Annotated in this window: 18 protein-coding genes; 14 read left to right on the top strand and 4 right to left on the bottom strand. The window is 63.4% G+C overall.

Annotated elements, in window-relative coordinates; all coding sequences use genetic code 11:
- Positions 1-30 precede the first annotated feature (30 nt).
- Complete coding sequence (locus ABEB22_RS15625; protein ID WP_339114566.1) at positions 31-987, bottom strand: AraC family transcriptional regulator; 957 nt, start codon at positions 985-987, stop codon at positions 31-33.
- Positions 988-1191: 204 nt separating this feature from the next.
- Between ABEB22_RS15625 and ABEB22_RS15620 the strand changes: the two genes are divergently transcribed.
- The 6 genes from ABEB22_RS15620 (at position 1192) to ABEB22_RS15595 (ending at position 7684) form a co-directional block, all read left to right on the top strand.
- The gene (locus ABEB22_RS15620; protein ID WP_339114565.1) at positions 1192-2622 is read left to right on the top strand and encodes an APC family permease; all 1431 of its coding nucleotides are present in this window, start codon (positions 1192-1194) and stop codon (positions 2620-2622) included.
- A gap of 29 nt (positions 2623-2651) precedes the next feature.
- Positions 2652-3800, top strand: a complete 1149-nt coding sequence (locus ABEB22_RS15615; protein ID WP_349295345.1) for a tyramine oxidase subunit B — start codon at positions 2652-2654, stop codon at positions 3798-3800.
- Between the two features lie 70 nt (positions 3801-3870).
- Positions 3871-4293, top strand: a complete 423-nt coding sequence (locus tag ABEB22_RS15610) for a RidA family protein (protein WP_339114563.1) — start codon at positions 3871-3873, stop codon at positions 4291-4293.
- A 12-nt stretch (positions 4294-4305) separates the two neighbouring features.
- Positions 4306-5598, top strand: a complete 1293-nt coding sequence (locus tag ABEB22_RS15605) for an FAD-binding oxidoreductase (RefSeq protein WP_349295344.1) — start codon at positions 4306-4308, stop codon at positions 5596-5598.
- A gap of 198 nt (positions 5599-5796) precedes the next feature.
- Positions 5797-6675 carry a dioxygenase gene (locus ABEB22_RS15600; RefSeq protein ID WP_349295343.1) on the top strand — a complete coding sequence of 293 codons (879 nt, stop codon included), beginning with the start codon at positions 5797-5799 and terminating at the stop codon, positions 6673-6675.
- Positions 6676-6781: 106 nt separating this feature from the next.
- Entirely contained in the window at positions 6782-7684 is a 903-nt protein-coding gene (locus ABEB22_RS15595) for a LysR family transcriptional regulator (protein ID WP_339114560.1), read from the top strand.
- On the opposite strand, the gene ABEB22_RS15590 is transcribed toward ABEB22_RS15595, so the two are convergent.
- Positions 7668-8426 (bottom strand): IclR family transcriptional regulator, encoded by a 759-nt coding sequence (locus ABEB22_RS15590; RefSeq protein WP_339114559.1) that lies wholly within the window; start codon positions 8424-8426, stop codon positions 7668-7670. The two genes, ABEB22_RS15595 and ABEB22_RS15590, sit on opposite strands and share 17 nt — an antisense overlap.
- Before the next feature lie 105 nt (positions 8427-8531).
- Here ABEB22_RS15590 and ABEB22_RS15585 point away from each other — a divergent pair, with 105 nt between their 5' ends.
- Genes ABEB22_RS15585 through pcaF form a run of 3 tightly spaced genes read left to right on the top strand, consistent with a single transcriptional unit; the run spans position 8532 to position 11127 of the window.
- Complete coding sequence (locus ABEB22_RS15585) at positions 8532-9251, top strand: 3-oxoacid CoA-transferase subunit A (protein WP_339114558.1); 720 nt, start codon at positions 8532-8534, stop codon at positions 9249-9251.
- Positions 9251-9931 (top strand): 3-oxoacid CoA-transferase subunit B, encoded by a 681-nt coding sequence (locus ABEB22_RS15580; protein WP_339114557.1) that lies wholly within the window; start codon positions 9251-9253, stop codon positions 9929-9931. Before ABEB22_RS15585 ends, ABEB22_RS15580 begins: the two co-directional genes overlap by 1 nt.
- Complete coding sequence (pcaF, locus tag ABEB22_RS15575; protein ID WP_349295342.1) at positions 9928-11127, top strand: 3-oxoadipyl-CoA thiolase; 1200 nt, start codon at positions 9928-9930, stop codon at positions 11125-11127. The genes ABEB22_RS15580 and pcaF overlap by 4 nt, the downstream gene beginning before the upstream one ends.
- A 74-nt stretch (positions 11128-11201) precedes the next feature.
- Here pcaF and ABEB22_RS15570 read toward each other — a convergent pair whose 3' ends face one another.
- Positions 11202-12437 (bottom strand): D-alanyl-D-alanine carboxypeptidase family protein, encoded by a 1236-nt coding sequence (locus ABEB22_RS15570; protein ID WP_349295341.1) that lies wholly within the window; start codon positions 12435-12437, stop codon positions 11202-11204.
- A gap of 312 nt (positions 12438-12749) precedes the next feature.
- Between ABEB22_RS15570 and ABEB22_RS15565 the strand changes: the two genes are divergently transcribed.
- Positions 12750-13709, top strand: a complete 960-nt coding sequence (locus ABEB22_RS15565) for a cation diffusion facilitator family transporter (RefSeq protein ID WP_349295340.1) — start codon at positions 12750-12752, stop codon at positions 13707-13709.
- A gap of 18 nt (positions 13710-13727) precedes the next feature.
- Here ABEB22_RS15565 and ABEB22_RS15560 read toward each other — a convergent pair whose 3' ends face one another.
- The gene (locus tag ABEB22_RS15560; protein WP_349295339.1) at positions 13728-15215 is read right to left on the bottom strand and encodes a trehalase family glycosidase; all 1488 of its coding nucleotides are present in this window, start codon (positions 15213-15215) and stop codon (positions 13728-13730) included.
- 320 nt (positions 15216-15535) lie between these two features.
- Between ABEB22_RS15560 and ABEB22_RS15555 the strand changes: the two genes are divergently transcribed.
- From ABEB22_RS15555 to ABEB22_RS15540, 4 genes are read left to right on the top strand one after another with little or no spacing between them, the layout of a single operon-like run.
- Positions 15536-16015, top strand: a complete 480-nt coding sequence (locus ABEB22_RS15555) for a MarR family transcriptional regulator (RefSeq protein WP_339114552.1) — start codon at positions 15536-15538, stop codon at positions 16013-16015.
- Positions 16012-18132 carry an FUSC family protein gene (locus ABEB22_RS15550; protein ID WP_349295338.1) on the top strand — a complete coding sequence of 707 codons (2121 nt, stop codon included), beginning with the start codon at positions 16012-16014 and terminating at the stop codon, positions 18130-18132. Before ABEB22_RS15555 ends, ABEB22_RS15550 begins: the two co-directional genes overlap by 4 nt.
- On the top strand, positions 18129-18338 hold the full coding sequence (locus ABEB22_RS15545) for a DUF1656 domain-containing protein (RefSeq protein ID WP_339114550.1): 210 nt from the start codon (positions 18129-18131) through the stop codon (positions 18336-18338). Before ABEB22_RS15550 ends, ABEB22_RS15545 begins: the two co-directional genes overlap by 4 nt.
- Positions 18335-19270 (top strand): HlyD family secretion protein, encoded by a 936-nt coding sequence (locus tag ABEB22_RS15540; RefSeq protein ID WP_339114549.1) that lies wholly within the window; start codon positions 18335-18337, stop codon positions 19268-19270. Before ABEB22_RS15545 ends, ABEB22_RS15540 begins: the two co-directional genes overlap by 4 nt.
- Positions 19271-19277: the final 7 nt, after the last annotated feature.

Below are 19277 nucleotides of genomic sequence, written 5' to 3'. Positions count from 1 at the left end.
CTAGGCCGTACCGAACGGTGATGCCAGCGCTTAGGGGCGTCTTTTCATGGCGGTGGGGCTTTGGCCCGTCCAGCCCTTATAGGCGCGCCAGAAGGCGGTGCCATCGGCATAGCCGAGGGTTGCGGCGATAGTCTCGATGCTTGTTGTGCCATCGGCAAGCAGAAGACGGGCGCGTTCCTCGCGGTAATCCTGCACGATCGCTTTCAACGAGCGGCCTTCCGCCGCCAGATTGCGCTGCAAGGTGCGGGGCGAGGTCTGGAGCTGGCGCGCCACGCTTTCCAGCGTGACCGGTTTTACCCCCAGCATCAGCATGACCAGCGCTCGGACCTGATGGGCAAGGCTCTGCCCGCGACCGGCCTCCTCGATCAGCCCCGCCAGATGGCGGTCGATCAGATCCAGAAGATCGGGATCTTCCTCGCGCATCACGCGGGTGGCGGCCTGCATATCGATCAACAGCATATTGGCAGGTTGCGAGAACAGGACGGGCGCCTCGAACCAGCGTTCGATCTGCGCGGGCGGATCGGGGGCGGGATGGCTGAAATGGACCTCCAGCGGGCGCCAGCGCAGATCATAGCCGCGCCGGATCAGCGCGCAGATCCCCGCAAGGGTGAATTCGCTATCCTGCCGTTGCGGGCTCTGGTGTGGTGCGGTGATCATATAGCGAAGGCTCGCATGGGGCGCGTCCTGCTCGAGTGTGACCTGCGTGCCACCCTGCAGCGCCGCCGAATAGCGTGCCAGACTCTCGAGCCCCTGAAGGATGGTGGCGCAATGCGCCGCGCGCAGCCCCATTGGTCCGAAACTGCCCGGCCGGACCTTGGCCCCCAGCCGCAGCCCCAGATTGGGATCGCCCAGGATCTCTGCGGCTTCCTCGAACAGACCCAGATAGGCCTGCAGCGAAACCGGCGCGTACCCATCCTCCAGCACCCGCGAATCAAGGCCGTGGCGCGCGAGGAGTTTTCGCAAAGCGCCCATGTTTCCATCAAACATATCGAAAATCGGCTTAAGAATTATAGCCCTGATGGATAGCGGATTTGGCAAGGGCGCGGCTTGGGCTGACAAAATCTCCTCCTGACCGATCTGTAACGCCATTTGACGTATATTATCGGATTTATGGCGCGGCTGGCAATGGTCGTTACGGGGTCTGCCCCGCACCCAAGAGACAGACCAACATAAAACAACAGGGATGTAACCATGACTGACGCTACAGCCGGAAGCCGGCTCCGCGGCAATTCTATCGGACTTGCCCATATCGTTTTCTTCGTCGTCGCGGCAGCGGCGCCCATGACCGCAGTGGTGGGGGCGACCCCGCCCGCCTTCGCCTTTGGCAACGGCACCGGCGTGCCCGGCGCCTTCGTTCTGGCGGGGCTGCTCTATCTGGTCTTCTCGGTAGGCTACACCGCGATGACGCCCTATATCTCCGGCGCGGGCGGCTTTTTCAGCTATATCTCCCGAGGCATGGGGGCGGCTGCAGGTGTCGGCGGTGCGCTGATGGCGCTTCTGGCCTATTTCGCGATCCAGATCGGGATCTACGCGCTTTTTGCTGTCTTCATGGCTGCGACGCTCGCACCTTATGGCATCGAGCTCCCGTGGTGGGTCTGGTCGCTGGTGGTGCTGGGCGTCGTCGTCTATTTCGGACGCCGCAACATCGCCATCTCTGGGCGCATCCTTGGCGCGTGCATGCTGGCCGAACTGGCGATCCTGCTGCTTCTCGATATCGCGATCCTGTTCCACGGTGGCGGGCCGGAAGGCTTGACGCTGTCGGGGTTCCGCCCCTCCGAGGTGCTGGCCCCCGGTCTGGGTGTGAGCATGGTCTTCGTGCTGGGCGCCTATGTAGGCTTTGAAGCAACTGCGATCTTTGCCGAGGAAGCCCACCGCCCTGAGCGCACCATTCCGCGTGCCACCTATGTGGCCGTCCTGCTGATCACGCTCTTCTACGCTTTCTCCACATGGGCGATCAGCCAGTATTACGGGCCGTCGCAGGTGCGGGGGGCAGCCGAAGCCTCGCTTGAAGGGTTCTACTTTGATGCGGCGGCGGATCTGTTGGGACCGTGGTCGGTCACGGTGATGAACCTTCTCCTGCTGACCAGCCTCTTTGCCTGCCTTCTGTCCTTCCATAACACGCTCAACCGCTACTTCTACACGCTGGCCCGCGAGAGCCTGATCTGGCGCAAGCTGGCGCATATCCACCCCGAGCATGGCTCGCCGCATATGGCAGGTCTGGTGCAGGCGGGGCTGGTGGCGGTGATCCTGATCGCCTTCGCGATTGGCGGGGCCGACCCCTATATGACCGTCTTCTCGTGGATGGCGGGGCTTGCGGTGCTGGCGATTTTGGCCACGCAGATCCTCGTCTCGGCCTCGGTGATCCGCTTCTTCCGCATCAATACCCATCGCCGTTCGGTCTGGGTGGTGCTGGTGGCGCCTGTGCTGGCGACACTTGGACTTCTGGCGGCCTTCGCCTTGGTCAGTGGCAATATCTCCATGCTGACGGGCAGCGAGAGCGCCATCGTTCTGGCCTTCCCCCTCCTTGTGATCGCCACGGGTCTGGGCGGCGCGCTGATCGCATGGGGCATCAAGGCCCGCAATCCCGCGCTCTATTCCAATCTTGGCCGCAGCTTCGACTGAGCCCTGTGTTTCCTGAAAGGATCTGTCTTATGAAAGACCTCCCCAACCTGCCGAAGATCGACTTCCTCTATCTGTCCGAGCCCGACATGATCGCGGCTGGCGTCACCGATATGCCCGCCTGTGTGGATTGTATGGAAGAGATGTTCGCGCTTCTCCACCATGGCGATTACCGCATGGCTGGCCCCAATAGCGACAGCCACGGCGCGATGGTGACCTTCCCCGAGAATTCGCCCTTCGAGACCATGCCCAAACCCACGGCAGACCGCCGCTTCATGGCGATGCCTGCCTATCTGGGCGGCAGCTTCTGCACCGCGGGCGTGAAATGGTATGGCTCCAATATCGCCAATAAGGACAAGGGCCTGCCGCGCTCGATCCTGATGTTCACGCTCAATGATGCCGATACCGGCGCGCCGCTGGCCTATATGTCGGCCAATCTCCTGTCGGCCTATCGCACGGGGGCTGTGCCCGGTGTGGGCGCACGCCATCTGGCGCGCAAGGGCTCGAAAGTCGTGGGCATCTTCGGCCCCGGCGTGATGGCGCGCACGACCCTTGCGGCCTTTATCGCGGCCTGCCCCGAAATCGACACGGTAAAGGTCAAGGGCCGTGGCCAGCGCTCCCTCGATGTCTTCATCGACTGGGTCAAAGAGAACTACCCGCAGATCACCGATATCCGGATCGTCGACGATATCGAGGCGGTGGTGCGTGACAGCGATATCGTCACCTATTGCGCCTCGGGCGAGGTCGGCAACCCCGATGACTACCCGATGGTGAAGCGCGAATGGGTCAAGCCCGGTGCCTTCCTTGCCATGCCCGCACCGTGCAACTTCGATGCCGGAATGGAGGCCGATGATGTGCGCAAGGTGCTCGATAATACCGGCCTTTACGAGGCGTGGTATGAAGAGGTGCCCCATCCCGCACATAATGTGATCCCGCTCGTGGGCGTGAAATTCATGGATATGATCGCCGCTGGCACCATGGCGTCCGAGGCGCTCGAGGATCTGGGGGCGATCGTGGCGGGCGCCGCCGATGGCCGCCGCAACGAGGAGGAGATCATCCTGATGTCGGTCGGCGGCATGCCTGTCGAGGATGTGGCATGGGGCACCGTGCTCTATCGCAACGCGCTCGCCCGCGGCATTGGCACCAAGCTGAACCTCTGGGACGAGCCCGTTCTTCGCTGAGCCAACCGAAATCCCCCGACTTCCCCTGCGTGCCGAACCGCGCAGGGGCCTTTTTCCCGAAAGACACCAGATGACCCAGATCACCAAAATCAAGACCGGCTCGAAATTCGAGGATCACGCCAGCTATTCGCGCATCGTCGCGGTGGATAACTGGATCTTCGTGTCCAATACCGCGGGCCGCGACCCCGTGACCAAGGAGATCCCCGAGGATGTGGGCAGCCAGACCCTGCAGGTCTTTGCCAATATCGAACGCGCTCTGGCAGCTGTGGATAGCGAGTTGGGCGATGTGGTTGCCAGCCGCGTCTTCATCCAGACGCCCTCGGATACCGAGACGGTGATGACCCTGATCGGCGAGAAATTCCGCGGCATCGACCCGACCACCACCGTGACCTGCCCGCCGCTCGGATCGAGCGTCTATAAGGTCGAGATCGAGGTGACCGCCTATCGCGGGGCGGCAAAGGCCGAGACGGTCTACAAGACCGTGGCGATCTGAGGGAGAGCACCGATGGCGCCACTGATCGCACCCGTCACGACCTCCACCGAGCTTCCCGTGCGCACCGAAGTCGTGATCATCGGCGGCGGCATCGTGGGGCTGAGTGCGGCCCTTACGCTGGCCGAGCGCGGCATCCCTGTGACCGTGCTCGAAAAGGGCCGGATCGCGGGCGAGCAAAGCTCGCGCAATCTGGGCTGGGTGCGCAAGACCTCTCGCGCGGCGGCCGATATCCCGCTGGCACTGGCCGCCGACCGGCTCTGGCAGGAGATGCCCGCACGCACGGGGATGGATGTCGGCTACCGGCGCGAGGGTATCCTGTTTTGCGCCCGCACCGAGGCCGAGATGGCCGCGCATGAGGCATGGGCGGCCTCGGTCGCGGGGCTGGGGCTGGGCGCGCGGCTCCTGAGCCCTCGGGAGATTGCGGCACTGGTGCCGGGCGGTGCGGCCAACTGGATCGGTGGCGTCACCACGCCAAGCGACGGGCGCGCCGAGCCGACCCTTGCCTCCAGCGCTATCGCCAAAGCCGCATTGGCCAAGGGCGCGGTGATTGTTGAAAACTGCGCTGTGCGCGGGCTTACGACGCAGGCAGGCCGCGTGAGCGGGGTAATGACCGAGCGCGGCGAGATCGCCTGCGCACAGGTGCTGCTGGCAGGCGGGCTCTGGTCGCGCCGGTTGCTCGGCAATCACGGGATCTCGCTGCCGACATTGCCGCTGATCTGTTCGGCTTTCCGGACCGAGCCGATGGAGGGGCCGAGCGAGGCCGGTGTCGCGGGGCCGGATTTCTCGTTCCGTAAACATATCGATGGCGGCTTTGTCATCACGCAGCGCGCGGCGCTGTCCTGCCCGCTGGTGCTCGATCATCTGTTGCTGGGCCATCGCTATCTGTCCACTCTCAAGGCCACGGCGGGGCTGTTGCGGATCACGCTCAATCGACAGAGCGTTGACGATCTGCGTCTGGCGCGGCGCTGGCGAATGGATCGGGTCTCGCCATTCGAGAAGACCCGTGTGATGGACCCGCCGACATTGCCCGCGCTGAACGCCGAGGCGCTCGACAATCTTTCCCGCGCCTGGCCGGTCTTCAAGGATGCGAAGATCGCTCAGGGCTGGGCAGGGGTGATGGACATCACGCCCGATAGCCATCCGGTCATCGGGCCGGTGGCAAGCCTGCCGGGGCTGGTGCTGGCCACGGGGTTCTCGGGGCATGGGTTCGGCACCGGCCCAGCAGCCGGACAGCTCGCCGCTGATCTGGTCACAGGGGCTGCACCCTTGGTCGACCCGCATCCCTACCGGTTCGACCGGTTCTAATCGCCACGCGGCAGAGGCCACGATCTGCCGCGCGGCTCTCTCCTGGAGGCACTTTGTCTCTTCGCCGTGGTTAATGTTGCGCTAGGGTATTGCCGGATACCGCGTGCGGCATTGGCGGCGGGGCGCCGGATGGTGATGATCAGCCATCAACGGCACCTTGGAGGAGGTGCCCATGTCAGACGGTGAGGAGGACCAAACATGGCTACCAATCTGAACATTGAGACAGTGACCGATATCGTGATCAGTGCTATCGGACAGCATGGCGAGATTACCGACCGCCAGCGCGAGCTGATGACCGCTCTTGTGCGTCACCTGCATGATTTCTGCCGCGAGACCAAGCTGCAGCATGACGAGTTCCTTTATACCTGCGAGTTTCTGGCCCGCACCGGCCAGATGTGCTCCGAGAAGCGTCAGGAGTTCATCCTTCTGGGGGATATCCTCGGCGTCGAGATCCTTGTCGATATGCTGTCGAACCCGACCGAGGAGGGCGGCTCCGACAGCTGCATCCTGGGCCCGTTCTACCGCGAGAACCCGCCGGTCCTGCCCAAAGGCGCCTCCACCGTGCAGATGGCCTTCGAGGGTCAGGAGACGGTCTATTTCGAGGGTCATGTCCTTGATGCCGATGGCAAACCGCTCGAAGGTGTGCTGCTCGATGTCTGGGAAGACGCGCCCAACGGCCTTTACGAGAACCACGACCCGAACCAGCCCGAATATAACCTGCGCGGGCGTTTCATCACCGACGAGAAGGGCCATTTTGCCTTCCGTGCGCTGCGCCCTGTGCCCTATCCGATCCCCAATGACGAGTCGGCAGGCGAGCTGATCCGCGCGATGGGCCACCATCCTTTCCGCCCCGGTCACATCCATTTCATGATCGCCAAAGAGGGGTATCGCCCCTTCATCAGTCAGGTCTTCGACAGCTCGTCGGACTACCTCGAGGAGGACTCGGTCTTTGCGGTCAAACAGAGCCTGATCGCCGATTTCAAACCGGCACCCGAGGGGATCGATCAGGACCTCTATGTCAATTTCGATTTCGTCCTGACCCGCGCGGCCAAAGAAACCGCGCTGGCGGCAGAATAAGCGTCCTCCCACGACGCCAAAGCCTCGCAAGGAGGCACCTGCACCCCGCCGCGCCTCTTGCGGCGGGGTTTTGCGTGGGGTTAACTGCGGGGCAGGGAGAGGGTGGATGAATCTCAAACAGTTGCGCTACTTCATGGCGGTGGCCGAGGAACTGCATTTCGGTCGTGCGGCCGAGCGGCTCGGGCTCGCGCAGCCCCCGCTCTCGCGCCAGATCAAGCAGATCGAGGAGGATCTGGGCGCGATCCTTTTCAACCGTGGTCGCAACGCGGTGTCGCTGACGCAGGCGGGGGTGCGGCTGCGCGATCGCGGGCGGCATCTGCTAGGCGAGTTCGACGATATGTGCCTCGAGATCCGCCGGATCGGGCAGGGGGCCGAGGGGCGGCTCCGGATCGGGTTCGTGGGGTCTGCGACCTATTCGATATTGCCCAATATCATCAAGAGCTTCCGCGCGGCCTATCCCGATGTGGCGCTCTCGCTACTGCCGATGAACAATGCCCGCCTCTATCGCGCGTTGATCGGGCGCGAGATCGATGTGGGTTTTGCGCGGCCCGCGCTGAAAGATGCTGAGCTGATCACCCGCAAACTGATGGACGAGCCGCTGATCGCCGCGATCCCCGATACTTGGGATACGGGAGTGGGGCCTTCGCTGTCTCTGGCCGCGCTGGAGCGCCCGACCTTCCTTCTGTATCCCGAATTTCCGCGCCCATCCTATGCCGATTTCGTGCTCGACGGGTTGGCGGAGTTGAAGATTGACACCTCGCGGCGCAGCTTCACCATGGACCTGCAGACGGCGTTAAGCCTTGTGGCGATTGGCGAGGGGATCTGTATCGTGCCCGGTTCGGTGGCGACGGCGCCGCGTCAGGGGGTGCGCTATATGAAGATCGCCGAACCCATGCGGCAGACCGCGCTCTCGGTGAATTTCCGCATCGATGAACAGGGCGTGCATGCCCATAATTTCGTGACCCTCGCCCAGACCGTGGCCCGCAAGCCGTTCAAAGCATCCGCCTGAGGCCCGATTGCACCTTCTGGAGCGCGGGCAGATATTCCCTGATAATCGCCGCCATGTCACCATGCAGCGCGGCAAAGCCGGTATTGAGGGCGGCCACCACCCGCCCGCGCGCATCATATATCGGCACCGCCAGCGAGCGCAGGCCCAGCTCGACCTCCTGATCAATCGTGGCATAGCCCTGCGTCCGCACCTGCGCGATCACCCCCAATATTTCCTCGGGGTCGGTCAGGCTGCGTGGGCTGCGCGGCGTCAGGTCCGAGGCGTCGAGGGTGGCGCGGGCCTGTGCCTCGGGCAGGGCCGCCAGCAGCACCCGCCCCATCGAGGTGCAATGGGCAGGCAACCGCGATCCGGGCATCAGCCCAATGGACATCACCCGCCGCTGCGCCGCCCGCGCCAGATAGACGATCTCTGTCTCGTCCAGAATCGCCACCGAACAGGATTGCCCGATCTGGTCGGAGAGCTGGTCGAGCCATGGCTGCACCACCTGCGCCAGCGGCATCGAGGCTAACGCCCCCATCCCCAGTCGCAAGACGCGCGGTGTCAGGCTGAAGAACTTGCCGTCATAATCGGCATAGCCTTCGTGATGCAGCGTCAGCAGGCAGCGCCGCGCAGTGGCACGGTCGAACCCCGTGCGCGCGGCCACATCGGTGATGGCAAGGCGCGGTGTGTCGGCCCCGAAACATTCCATCACCTTCAGCGCCTTGGCGAGAGACCCGATATGGTCGGTCGGCTTGTTCAACATGCGAACAAATTCTCCGTCATTATGAACAAAGATCAATATACGAACAATATCCCTTCTCGGGTGCAGGTCGCAAGCGTAATGTCCGGGCCAATTAGGAGGACTTACATGGACAAGACTGTTTCGTCTGTGGCCGCAGCCGTCGCCGATATTCCCGACGATTGCGTGCTGATGATCGGGGGCTTTGGCGGGTCGGGCGCACCGATCGAGCTGATCCACGCATTGATCGACCGGTTCCGCGCGACCGGCAGCCCGAAAAACCTGACCGTAGTCAACAACAACGCCGGTAACGGGTCCATCGGGATCGCGGCGATGATCAAGGCGGGCATGGTGGGCAAGATGATCTGCTCCTTCCCGCGCTCGTCGAATGCCGAAGCCTTCAACGAGAAATATCTCGCGGGCGAGATCGCGCTGGAACTGGTGCCGCAGGGCACGCTGGCCGAACGTATCCGTGCCGCAGGTGCGGGTATCCCCGCCTTCTACACGCCGACCTCTTTCGGGACCGAGCTGGCCGAGGGCAAGCCCGTCGAGGAATTCGACGGCAAATCCTATGTGCAGGAACGCTGGCTGAAGGCCGATTTCGCGCTGATCAAGGGCCATATCGGCGACAAGATGGGCAATATGACCTATCGGATGGCAGGTCGGAACTTCAACCCGCTGATGGCCATGGCCGCGAACCGCACCATCGCGCAGGTCTCCGAACTGGCCGAGCCGGGCGCAATCGACCCGCAGGAAGTCATCACCCCCGGCATCTTCGTGGATGCCATGGTCGAGGTGAAAGACCCGCAACAGGAAGAAGTCCTTGTCCGGACGGGAGTGGTCTACTGATGTCTGATATGAAACTTTCCAACGCGCAGATCGCATGGCGCGCGGCGCAGGATATCGAAGACGGCTCCTATGTGAACCTCGGTATCGGCTTCCCCGAGATGATCGCCAAGTTCCAACCCGAAGGCCGCGATGTGATCTATCACACCGAAAACGGCGTTCTGGGTTTCGGCGAGGCACCGCCCGCCGGTGAAGAGGACTGGGATCTGATCAACGCGGGCAAGAAGGCCGTGACGCTGAACCCCGGTGCCGCCTTCTTCCACCATGCCGACAGCTTTTCCATGGTGCGCGGCGGCCATCTGGATCTGGCCGTGCTGGGCGCTTATCAGGTGGCCCAAAACGGGGATCTGGCCAACTGGCGCGTAGGCTCCAAGGGCGTGCCCGCCGTGGGCGGCGCGATGGATCTGGTGCATGGCGCCAAACGCGTGGCCGTGGTCACCGACCATGTCACCAAGGATGGCAAGCCGAAGCTGGTCGAGGCCTGCACCTTCCCGTTGACCGGTCTGGGCTGTGTGACCCGCGTCTATACCTCGCTTTGCGTGGTGGACATTGTCGACGGCAAGTTTGTCCTGCGCGAGAAACTGGCCGCGATGTCGATGGAAGAACTGCAATCCTACACTGGGGCGACACTCCATGTCGAAGGCAGCGTGGGTGAACTGGCTGTACCGGAGGAGCTGGCATGACCGAAGTCTATATCTGCGACTATATCCGTACCCCGATCGGCCGGTTTGGCGGGGCATTGTCGAGCGTTCGTGCCGATGATCTGGGGGCGATCCCGTTGAAGGCTCTGGCCGAGCGCAACCCTTCGCTCGATCTCGCGCAGATCGACGAGGTGATCTTTGGCTGCGCCAACCAGGCAGGCGAGGATAACCGTAACGTGGCGCGCATGTCGCTTTTGCTTGCGGGCTATCCCGAAACGGTGCCGGGCACCACGATGAACCGTCTTTGCGGTTCGGGCATGGATGCGATCATCACCGCCGCCCGCGCGATCAAGGCGGGCGAGGCGAACCTCATCGTGGCTGGTGGTGTGGAATCCATGTCGCGCGCGCCCTTCGTCATGCCCAAGGCGACTGCAGCCTTCTCGCGTAGCAATTCGGTCGAGGACACCACCATCGGCTGGCGTTTCGTCAACAAGCTGATGAAGAAGATGTATGGCGTGGATTCGATGCCCGAGACGGCAGAGAATGTAGCCGAGGACTTCAACGTCTCGCGCGAGGATCAGGACGCATTTGCCCTGCGCTCGCAGGCTGCCGCTGGCCGCGCGATGGAAAGCGGGCGGCTCGCGCAGGAGATCGTTCCGGTCAGCATCCCGCAGCGCAAGGGCGATCCGGTGGTTGTCGATACCGACGAGCATCCGCGCCCCGAGACGACCCTCGCGGCACTGCGGAAGCTGAAGGCCTTTGTGAAAGAGGGTGGCACCATCACCGCAGGCAATGCGTCCGGTGTGAATGACGGGGCGGCGGCGCTGATCCTCGCCACCAAAGAGGCCGCCGAGGCCAATGGTCTGACCCCCATCGCCCGCGTGCTGGGCGGGGCCACCGCAGGGGTTGCCCCGCGCATCATGGGCTTTGGTCCGGCACCGGCGTCGAAGAAGCTGATGGAGCGTCTGGGGCTGGCGCAGGACGACTTCGCGGTGATCGAGCTGAACGAGGCCTTTGCAAGCCAGGGGCTGGCCACGCTGCGCGACCTGGGGATTGCCGATGATGATGCCCGCGTGAACCGCAATGGTGGCGCGATTGCTCTCGGGCACCCGCTTGGCATGTCGGGTGCACGGATCACCGGCACCGCGATGCTGGATCTGAAGCCGGGCGAGAAGTCGCTGTCGACCATGTGTATCGGCGTGGGGCAAGGGATCGCGATCGCGCTCGAGCGCGTCTGATCCACCGCAATTGCAGAATGGAAAAGGCTGGCGGAGACGCCAGCCTTTTCTTTTGGAGCCCTGTGCGTGGCGTATTACAACGCCGAATGGAGCTTGCGCATGATCTTGGTCATGAAGCTCGCATCGATCCCCTTGGTCAGGGTCACCGCAGGCACCTGCGCCAGCACGGTGCCGTTGGACGAATAGGTGATGGTGCCCACGCGCGCGCCCGCGGGCAGCTCCTCGGGGATCTGCGGGTTGAAGCTCACCGTGGTCTCCACCGATTTCATCAGCGCGCTCGGCACGCTCATCGTCATATCCTCGGCCGCGCCCACGGGGATCTGTTCGGGGTCGAAGCGCGGATCATCGAGTTCGCCCAGCTTGGTGCCCGCCGTCACGACCTGCGCATTCTCGAAGAAATGGTAGCCGTAATCGAGCAGCACTTCGCTTGCGGTGGTGCCGCTGTCCCAATCGGGCGCGCCCATCTCGACCGCGATCAGACGGCGGCCGTTGCGCGAGGCGGTGGCGGCGATGCAATGGCCCGCCGCATCGGTCAGGCCCGTCTTCAGCCCGTCGACCGAGGCATCCTTGAAGAGCACCGGATTCCAGCTGCGCTGGGTGATATTGTCGAAGGTATATTCCTTCTGCGCCGAGATCTCGAGGAACTGCGGATAATCGCGGATGATCGCATGGCTGAGCTTGGCCACATCCAGCGCCGAAGTGTGGATATCGCCCTGCGGCAGGCCCGAGACATTGGTATAATGGGTATCGGCAAGGCCGAGGGTCTTGGCTTCTGCATTCATCGCCAGCACAAATGCCTCCTGCGAGCCGCCCACCGCCTCGGCCAGAGCGACCGCCGCATCATTGCCTGACTGGATGATCAGCCCGTGCAGCAGCTGGTCGATGGTCACTTTGGCGCTGGGGTCGAGAAACATGCGCGAACCGGTGGCCTTCCATGCGGCATTGCTGACCGGCACCACCTGATCCTCGCGCACGCGGCCCTGCGCCAGCGCCTGATAGGTCAGATAGGCGGTCATCATCTTGGTCAGGCTCGCCGGCGCGCGCAAAAGCCCCGCGCCTTTGGAGGCCAGAACCGTGCCGGTCTGCGCATCCATCAGCACATAGCTTGCCACATCCGGCAGGGCAGGTGCCTCGGGCGCGCCGGGCAGGGCGGTGACAGGCGCCTGCTCGGCCGTCAAGGGAGCCGCGGCTTCCTGCGCGGCAGCAGGCGCGCCCCCCGCGCCCGTGCCGAGCGCAAGGCAGAGCAGTGCGGCACCGGTAAGGAGCGATTTCGGGGTAAGACCGGACAGAGAGACCTTCGGGGAGTTCATGGCAACCTTCGCGCTGGAATAAGGGACACAAGCCATCAGACAATGTCCCACCGGCTCGGGATGATTGTGCGCAGTCCTAGAAAGGCGGGCGCGAGGCGTCAACGAAGGGGCGTGCTCACTTCTCCGGCAAGCCGATCACTTTGGATTGAGCAGGGAGCATAGGGCGCCGTGCCATGGCCCTACTGCGACATTATTTCCCAGTCTTCTCAACGGCCTTCTGGGGAACCCATCACCGATGCCGCGGGTTGCGGGGGTAACACTCCTGCGCAGCCTGCGGGCGGCGCGCTCCCATTACATCACAGGATTTTATTGATGGCAGAAGCGAAGGGCGAGAAGCCCATTACAGTCTATGGGGCCTTGGTGGCCAATCTGGTGATCGCGGTGGCGAAATTCGTGGCCGCCGCCTTTACCGGTTCCTCCTCGATGCTATCGGAAGCGATCCACTCGCTGGTCGATACCGGCAATGAGGGGCTTTTGCTCCTTGGGCTGAAACGCTCGAAGAAACCGGCGGATGCACGCCATCCGTTCGGCTACGGGCAGGAGATGTATTTCTGGTCGCTCATCGTGGCGATGCTCCTGTTCTCCATCGGCGGCGGGCTCTCGGTCTATGAAGGGGTGATGCATGCGCTCAACCCAGAGCCGATCGAGGAACCGATCTGGAACTATGCCGTGCTGGGCATCGCCTTCCTCGCCGAGGGGACCTCGTGGTATATCGCGATCAAGGCAATGATGAAGGCCCGCAAACCGGGTGAGGGAGTTCTCAAGACCTTCCGCCGCAGCAAGGACCCGTCGGTCTATACCGTGGTGGCCGAGGATACGGCGGCGCTTTTGGGGATCATCGCAGCGGCGCTTGGTGTGTTTTTGTCGGTCACGCTCGACCAACCCGTATATGACGGGATCGCATCTGTTGTGATCGGTGTGATCCTGATCGGTGTCGCCATCATGCTGGTCATCGAGACCCGCGAGTTGCTGATGGGGGAGGCCGCCGACGAGGATGTGGTGGCCTCGATCCGCGAGATCGCGATGGGCGCGCCTGCAGTGGTCAGTGTGCCGCATCTGCGCACCATGCATCTGGCACCCGACCAGATCCTGCTCAATATCGAGGTCGAGTTCCGCACCGGGATCGCGCCGCGCGAGATTTTCGACACGGTCGAGGGCATTCAGGACCGCATCCACAAGGCGCATCCGCAGGTCCAGCGGATCTTCCTCGAAATCCGGTCGCTGCAATCGGCCCAGACGGCCGTGTCAAGCGCGGTCGCACAGGGCAGCTAGGAGCTCAGGCGGGGGAGGTCACTCGGCGGCCAGCGCCACCTCTCCCAGCCAGCTCTGCGCAGAGCCTTCGAGCACCAGATCGAGATAGACGCCATTGGTCCAGCCGAACCCGTCCTGCAGTTCGTATTCGCCGCCCGTTCCGGCGGCTCGGTCATCGAGCACGTTATATTTCTCGACGAACTTTCCGGTCTCGGCAAAGACATCCTCACAGGCCGTGATCCAGCCCGATTTGATGCGTTCCGCCACGGCATTATAGCCATAGCGCCGCAACCCGTGGATCGCGATCCATTGCAGCGGCGCCCAGCCATTGGGCGCATCCCATTGCTGGCCGCTGGTGATATCGGTGCTCAGCAGCCCGTAACGTGCCAGAAGCCGTGTCTGCATGGTCTCCGTGCAGCGCGCGGCCTGCGTGCGCGTGGCAGCACCCGCAAAGAGCGGAAACAGCCCTGCCGCCGACACAACGGGGCTCAGCGCGTCCTCGTCGATCAGGCGGTCATGGAAAAAGCCCGTCTCGGGATTGTAGAACCGCTCGCGCAGCGCCTGCGCGCGCCAGTCAGCGGCCTCGCGATACATGGCCGCACGCTCGGGGGCCACTGCCGTGCAGATCTCGGCCAGATAGGTCTCGTGGCACAGGAGTAGCGCGTTCAGATCCACCGGCCAGATCCGCGTCGTGCGGATCGAGCCCAGATCATCAGGGTCCGCGAGCCAGCGCGAGGAGAAATCCCAGCCGCTCTCGCAGGCCGCCCGCAGATTGCGATACAGTCCCGGTGTTTTGGCGGCATGGGCCTGCCAGTGCAGATCGGTGGCAAACATTTCGATCCGCGGCGTGTCCATCGCATCCCAGTAGCGCGCGAGCCCCTCATGGGTGCGCGGGCTCGCGGTCCAGAACCGGTATTCCTTCTCCAGTGCCGGCAGATAGCGCGCCATCACCGCCTTGGGGTCGGGGCTCGCCTGCGCGGCCGCGCGCACCATTGCCCAGAAGAAGGGCGGCTGCGACCGCGAGAGATAATAGGTGCGGAAACCGTTGGGCACGAAGCCGAACCGCTCGATCGCGTCGGCGAAATTTTCCAGCATATCCTCGACGACCGACATCCGCCCCGCGCGGATCAGCCCCAGCAGGGTGAAGAATGTGTCCCAGTAATAGGATTCCTGAAACCGTCCGCCCACCACAACATAGGGACGGTTGAGCGCGATGCGGCTCGATTGCAGGTCGGGATCATCGGCGTCCCGCACCAGAAGCGGCCAGAGCGCCTCGATATGCTCCTGCGGTCCATGCGCGGGATCTGTCTGGTAGTTCGCCTCGCGCGCCCGCACGGGGCGGAAATACTCGTCATAGAACGCCCGCAGATCCATATCGCCCAGCGATTTCCGGACCGTATAGGCCATATAGGTCTCTGCGGGGCTTCGAAGAAGCACGGAATCCGCAATCGCTTTCTCGTCTTCCCACAGGCCGGAGCGCTGCAGGTCGATGAAGAGGTTCGAGAGCCGCTGATCGAGAAAGTCCATACCGTGTCACTTACCTTGGGCGAGAGGGAGGCCATTGGCCCCAATGGTGGGGCGTGGCCGTGAAGTGGCAAGAGCTAAGTATCCACCCTGCCGGTCCTCAAGGGGCACACGGGATTTTTCCGGCGAAGTGACCGGTTCTTCGGCATAATCAGACCGGCGCGCGACCCTATTGAAGCGCGAGTTATCGGTCCGATCTGCTGGCTCTCCTCCTCGTGACTTGCAGATTCCGGTGATCGGACATATGGGACGAATTAGATGATAGCTCATCTAATGATGGTTCATCTTATCCGTCCCGTGAAACGCCGCCGAAGGAGACATCCGTGTCGCAAGAACAGTCGTTTGACATGCAGAGCTGGGACGATCTGGGCCGGATCATTCCGGCGGTGGGCCAGTCATGGCGCCGCGTTCTGGGCCAGAGACTGGCAAATGAGGGCCTGTCCGACGCTACCGCGCTGCCGATGCTGGTGCTCTGGCGTCCGGGCAAGGATGCGATGCGGCAGAACGAGCTGGCTCAGCTTCTGGGGCTGGAGACCTCGGGCGTGGTGCGCCTTCTGGACAGGTTGAGTGCACGGGGCCTTCTGCGCCGGATCGAGGATCCGTCGGATCGCCGTGCGAAACTTCTGGAGCTGACCGAGGAGGGGGCCGAGCTGGCCGCGCGGGCCAATCGGGTGGCACGGGTGCTGCGGCGCGAGCTGCTCGACCAGTTCGCCCCCGACGATCTCGAGGCGGCCTATCGCGTGCTCGCCCAGCTCTCGGAGACGCTTGATGACTATGAGGCCAAGCAGAAAGGCAGATCATGATCGCGGGCGGAATTCAGGTCCATCATGTGATCTTCTCGGTGAAGGCCTTCATTGCGGGGATGCTGGCCTATCTGATTGCCGATTATTTCGGGATGACCAATCCTTACTGGGCCTTGGGAAGCGCCTATATCGTAACCAACCCGCTCTCGGGTTCGGTGGCTTCCAAGGCCGTCTACCGTTTGGGTGGCACGGTTCTTGGCGCGGGAGCGGTGATCGTTCTGGTGCCCTCTTTTGTGCAGGAGCCGGTGCTTCTGGTGATGGCGATCACGCTCTGGGCTGCGATCTGCCTGTTCGTGTCCTCGCTCGACCGCACACCGCGCGCCTATGTCTTCATGCTGGCGGGCTATACGGCGGCGCTGACGGGGTTCTCCATCGTCAGCACTCCCGAGATCAGCTTCACCTATGGCACAAGCCGCATGATCGAGATCGGTATCGGTATCCTATGCGCGTCTGTCGTGGGGCGTCTGATCCTGCCGCAGGCCCTTGCGCCGGTCCTGTCCGGCAAGGTCGAGGGATGGCTCTCCAATGCCGCCGATCTGACCCGCGAGGTGCTCTCGGGCGAGGCCGATGCCGCAAGGACGCAAGCCGAGCGTAACCGTCTGGCCGCCGATGCAACGGGGATGCGGATGCTCGGGGCGCAGGTGGCCTATGAAGGCGCGCAGGCGCGCGCCGCGGTCGAGCGGTTACAGGCGATCAAATACCGGATGGTGATGATCCTGCCGCAGCTCTCGGAACTGGCCGATCTTCGCACAGCACTCGGCCAGAGCGCGAGGGGGCGGGAGGCCGGTCGGGCGATCATTGCCCCCGTGCAGGACTGGCTCGACATGGAGGATGCGCAGGCGCTGGCCGCCGTGGATCACTTGCTCTCACGTCTGGCAAAGACCGGCGCTGCCGTGCTCGCAGACGACAGCGAGGCGCTTCGCGCGCTTTGGAAGGGCGCGCCCGCTGGAGCCTTGGGCACATGGGAGGCACTTCTTGTCACCCGTCTGGCCGAGCGGCTCTCGGATCTGGTGTGTATCTGGAACGATTGCCGCATCCTGCGCTCGGATCTTGCCCATAGCGAGGGCCCTGCACTGCGCCAGAGCCTTTCGTCACGCTACCGTCGCTCGGATCATCTGCATTTCGATTACGGCACCTCGGTGCTGGCTGTGGTCACGATGATGGTCGCCGCAGGTATCGCGGCCGCGATCTGGATCGGGACGGGGTGGCATTACGGGGCGGGCATGCTGGAATTTGCCATCATCATGTGCTCGTTCATGGCGGCGATGGACAATTCGGTGCCGGTCATGAAGAAGGTGCTGCAGCTGACCCTGATCGCGCTCGGGCTGGCCTTTGTTTACCAGTTTGCGATCCTGCCCGCAATTGGCGGTGGCTTTGCGGCCGAGGCTGCGGCACTGGCCTTCGTGCTGATCCCCTGTGGCATCCTCATGGCTTCGCCGCCCACATGGTTTGCGGGCTTCCAGGTGAGCGTGAATCTGATCTATATGCTGACCCTCAGCAACCAGATCGGCACCGATCTCGTATCTTTCACCAATGCGTCTCTGGGCGCTGTCGCGGGGCTGATCGTGGCGGCTACGGTCACCTCGGTATTCCGTGCCATCGGTGCCGAACGGGCGGCCAGGCGGATCGCTCGGGCGGGCTGGTCTGTGGTGATCGATGCGGCCTCGGGCCGACGCAATTTCGAGCGTGAACGGCTTTACGGGCGCATGCTCGACCGTCTGGGGCAGATCGTCCCGCGGCTTGGCGCACTCCCCGAAGGATCACGGGTGCGAGGCAATGATATTCTTCGCGATCTTCGGGTCTCGCTCACCGTGATGCAGATCCAGCGCGCCAAGGCCGCTCTGGCCCCCGTTGCGCGGATGCGGACAGAGGAGGTTCTGGCCCGTATTGCGGCGCTGTATCGCGCGCGTCGCAGGCATCAGGAAGGTGCGCCGGACGATCTGCGCAGGGCGCTCGACATGGCACTTGCCGCGGTGCCGCTCTCGGACCGGCCCCTGTGCGATGCGCTTGCCGGGCTGCGTTGCACGCTCTTCGCAGCCGCTCCGCCTCCCGGTCTGGATCCCCTATACAGGCCGTCTTTCGACCGGCGCACCGACGATGAAAGGATACCGGCATGAGACCCGAATATGACGTCATGGGCGTCTTCGTCCCGACCCTGATGCTCCTGGGGCTAGTCTGTTACGGGCTGTTCCGGATGCTGCATCATGTGCTTGCCCAGAGAGGCCTCTATCGACATGTCTGGCACCCCGCATTGTTCGATATCGCGCTTTATTTCACCCTTCTCGGCGCCGCCGGATATCTATTGGAGTTTGTAACGCCGTGATCTCTTCTCTCAAACGCAACGGGGGGCGCGTGGCGCTGACCTTCGTCATGGTGGCCTGTGCGGGGTTTCTCGGCTGGCATCTGTGGAACTATTACATGAACGCGCCCTGGACCCGTGATGGCAGGGTCTCGGCCGATGTGGTGCAGATCGCGCCCGAGGTCGCGGGGCGCATTGACAAGGTCGCGGTGAAAAATGACCAGTTCGTCCATGCGGGTGATCTGTTGTTCGAGGTCGACCCGTCCAGTTTCAAACTTGCGGTCGAGCAGGCGCAGGCCGAGCTCGATAGCGAGCGCGAGACGATGGAGCTGAAAGCCTCGATCGCGCATCGCAATGACAGCCTGACGAAACACGGCACCATCAGCGTGGAAACCAACGAGGAGGCGCAACGCGAGGCGGCGGCGGCGGCGGCCAATGTCCGCTCGGCCAAAGCGGCGCTCGCCATCGCGCAGCTCGATCTCCAGCGGGTCGCTGTGCGCGCGCCAACCGATGGTTATGTGACCAACCTGCATCTGCGTCAGGGCGATTACGCCGTAGCGGGCACCGATGCGGTCAATCTGGTGGATGCCAAAAGCTTCCGGATCACCGGCTATTTCCGTGAGACCCAGCTGCCGCGTATCACCCTGGGCGCGCCGGTCTCGGTCAAGCTGATGGGCGCGCGCGGAACCGTTACCGGCCATGTGGCAAGCTTCGGGCGCGGTGTGGCCGATAGCAACAGCGCAAGCGACACGCTGGGCCTGCCCGATGTCGATCCGGTCTTCGAATGGGTGCGTCTGGCCCAGCGTATTCCGGTGACCGTGCAGATCGATACCCTGCCCGAAGGCGCCGTCCTGTCTGCGGGCATGAGCGCGAGTGTCTATATCGACAAGACGACCAAGAATGTTCGTGGCAATGTGCCTTTCAAGGGCGAAGTTCTGCTGGCACCAGCCAGCTGACCCACGC

Source organism: Thioclava sp. 'Guangxiensis' (genome assembly GCF_045348365.1).
In the GTDB taxonomy this organism is placed as follows: Bacteria; Pseudomonadota; Alphaproteobacteria; order Rhodobacterales; family Rhodobacteraceae; genus Thioclava; species Thioclava kandeliae.
This window is presented reverse-complemented; position numbering and strand designations above follow the sequence as displayed.

Excerpts from the sequence above, each read along its gene's own strand:
- ABEB22_RS15605 (WP_349295344.1), top strand. The coding sequence starts at position 4,306 with ATGGCGCCACTGATCGCACCCGTCACGACCTCCACCGAGCTTCCCGTG.
- ABEB22_RS15590 (WP_339114559.1), bottom strand. The coding sequence starts at position 8,426 with ATGTTGAACAAGCCGACCGACCATATCGGGTCTCTCGCCAAGGCGCTG.
- ABEB22_RS15560 (WP_349295339.1), bottom strand. The coding sequence starts at position 15,215 with ATGGACTTTCTCGATCAGCGGCTCTCGAACCTCTTCATCGACCTGCAG.
- ABEB22_RS15595 (WP_339114560.1), top strand. The coding sequence starts at position 6,782 with ATGAATCTCAAACAGTTGCGCTACTTCATGGCGGTGGCCGAGGAACTG.
- ABEB22_RS15585 (WP_339114558.1), top strand. The coding sequence starts at position 8,532 with ATGGACAAGACTGTTTCGTCTGTGGCCGCAGCCGTCGCCGATATTCCC.
- ABEB22_RS15610 (WP_339114563.1), top strand. The coding sequence starts at position 3,871 with ATGACCCAGATCACCAAAATCAAGACCGGCTCGAAATTCGAGGATCAC.
- ABEB22_RS15565 (WP_349295340.1), top strand. The coding sequence starts at position 12,750 with ATGGCAGAAGCGAAGGGCGAGAAGCCCATTACAGTCTATGGGGCCTTG.
- ABEB22_RS15625 (WP_339114566.1), bottom strand. The coding sequence starts at position 987 with ATGTTTGATGGAAACATGGGCGCTTTGCGAAAACTCCTCGCGCGCCAC.
- ABEB22_RS15545 (WP_339114550.1), top strand. The coding sequence starts at position 18,129 with ATGAGACCCGAATATGACGTCATGGGCGTCTTCGTCCCGACCCTGATG.
- pcaF (WP_349295342.1), top strand. The coding sequence starts at position 9,928 with ATGACCGAAGTCTATATCTGCGACTATATCCGTACCCCGATCGGCCGG.
- ABEB22_RS15600 (WP_349295343.1), top strand. The coding sequence starts at position 5,797 with ATGGCTACCAATCTGAACATTGAGACAGTGACCGATATCGTGATCAGT.
- ABEB22_RS15620 (WP_339114565.1), top strand. The coding sequence starts at position 1,192 with ATGACTGACGCTACAGCCGGAAGCCGGCTCCGCGGCAATTCTATCGGA.
- ABEB22_RS15580 (WP_339114557.1), top strand. The coding sequence starts at position 9,251 with ATGTCTGATATGAAACTTTCCAACGCGCAGATCGCATGGCGCGCGGCG.
- ABEB22_RS15550 (WP_349295338.1), top strand. The coding sequence starts at position 16,012 with ATGATCGCGGGCGGAATTCAGGTCCATCATGTGATCTTCTCGGTGAAG.
- ABEB22_RS15570 (WP_349295341.1), bottom strand. The coding sequence starts at position 12,437 with ATGAACTCCCCGAAGGTCTCTCTGTCCGGTCTTACCCCGAAATCGCTC.
- ABEB22_RS15615 (WP_349295345.1), top strand. The coding sequence starts at position 2,652 with ATGAAAGACCTCCCCAACCTGCCGAAGATCGACTTCCTCTATCTGTCC.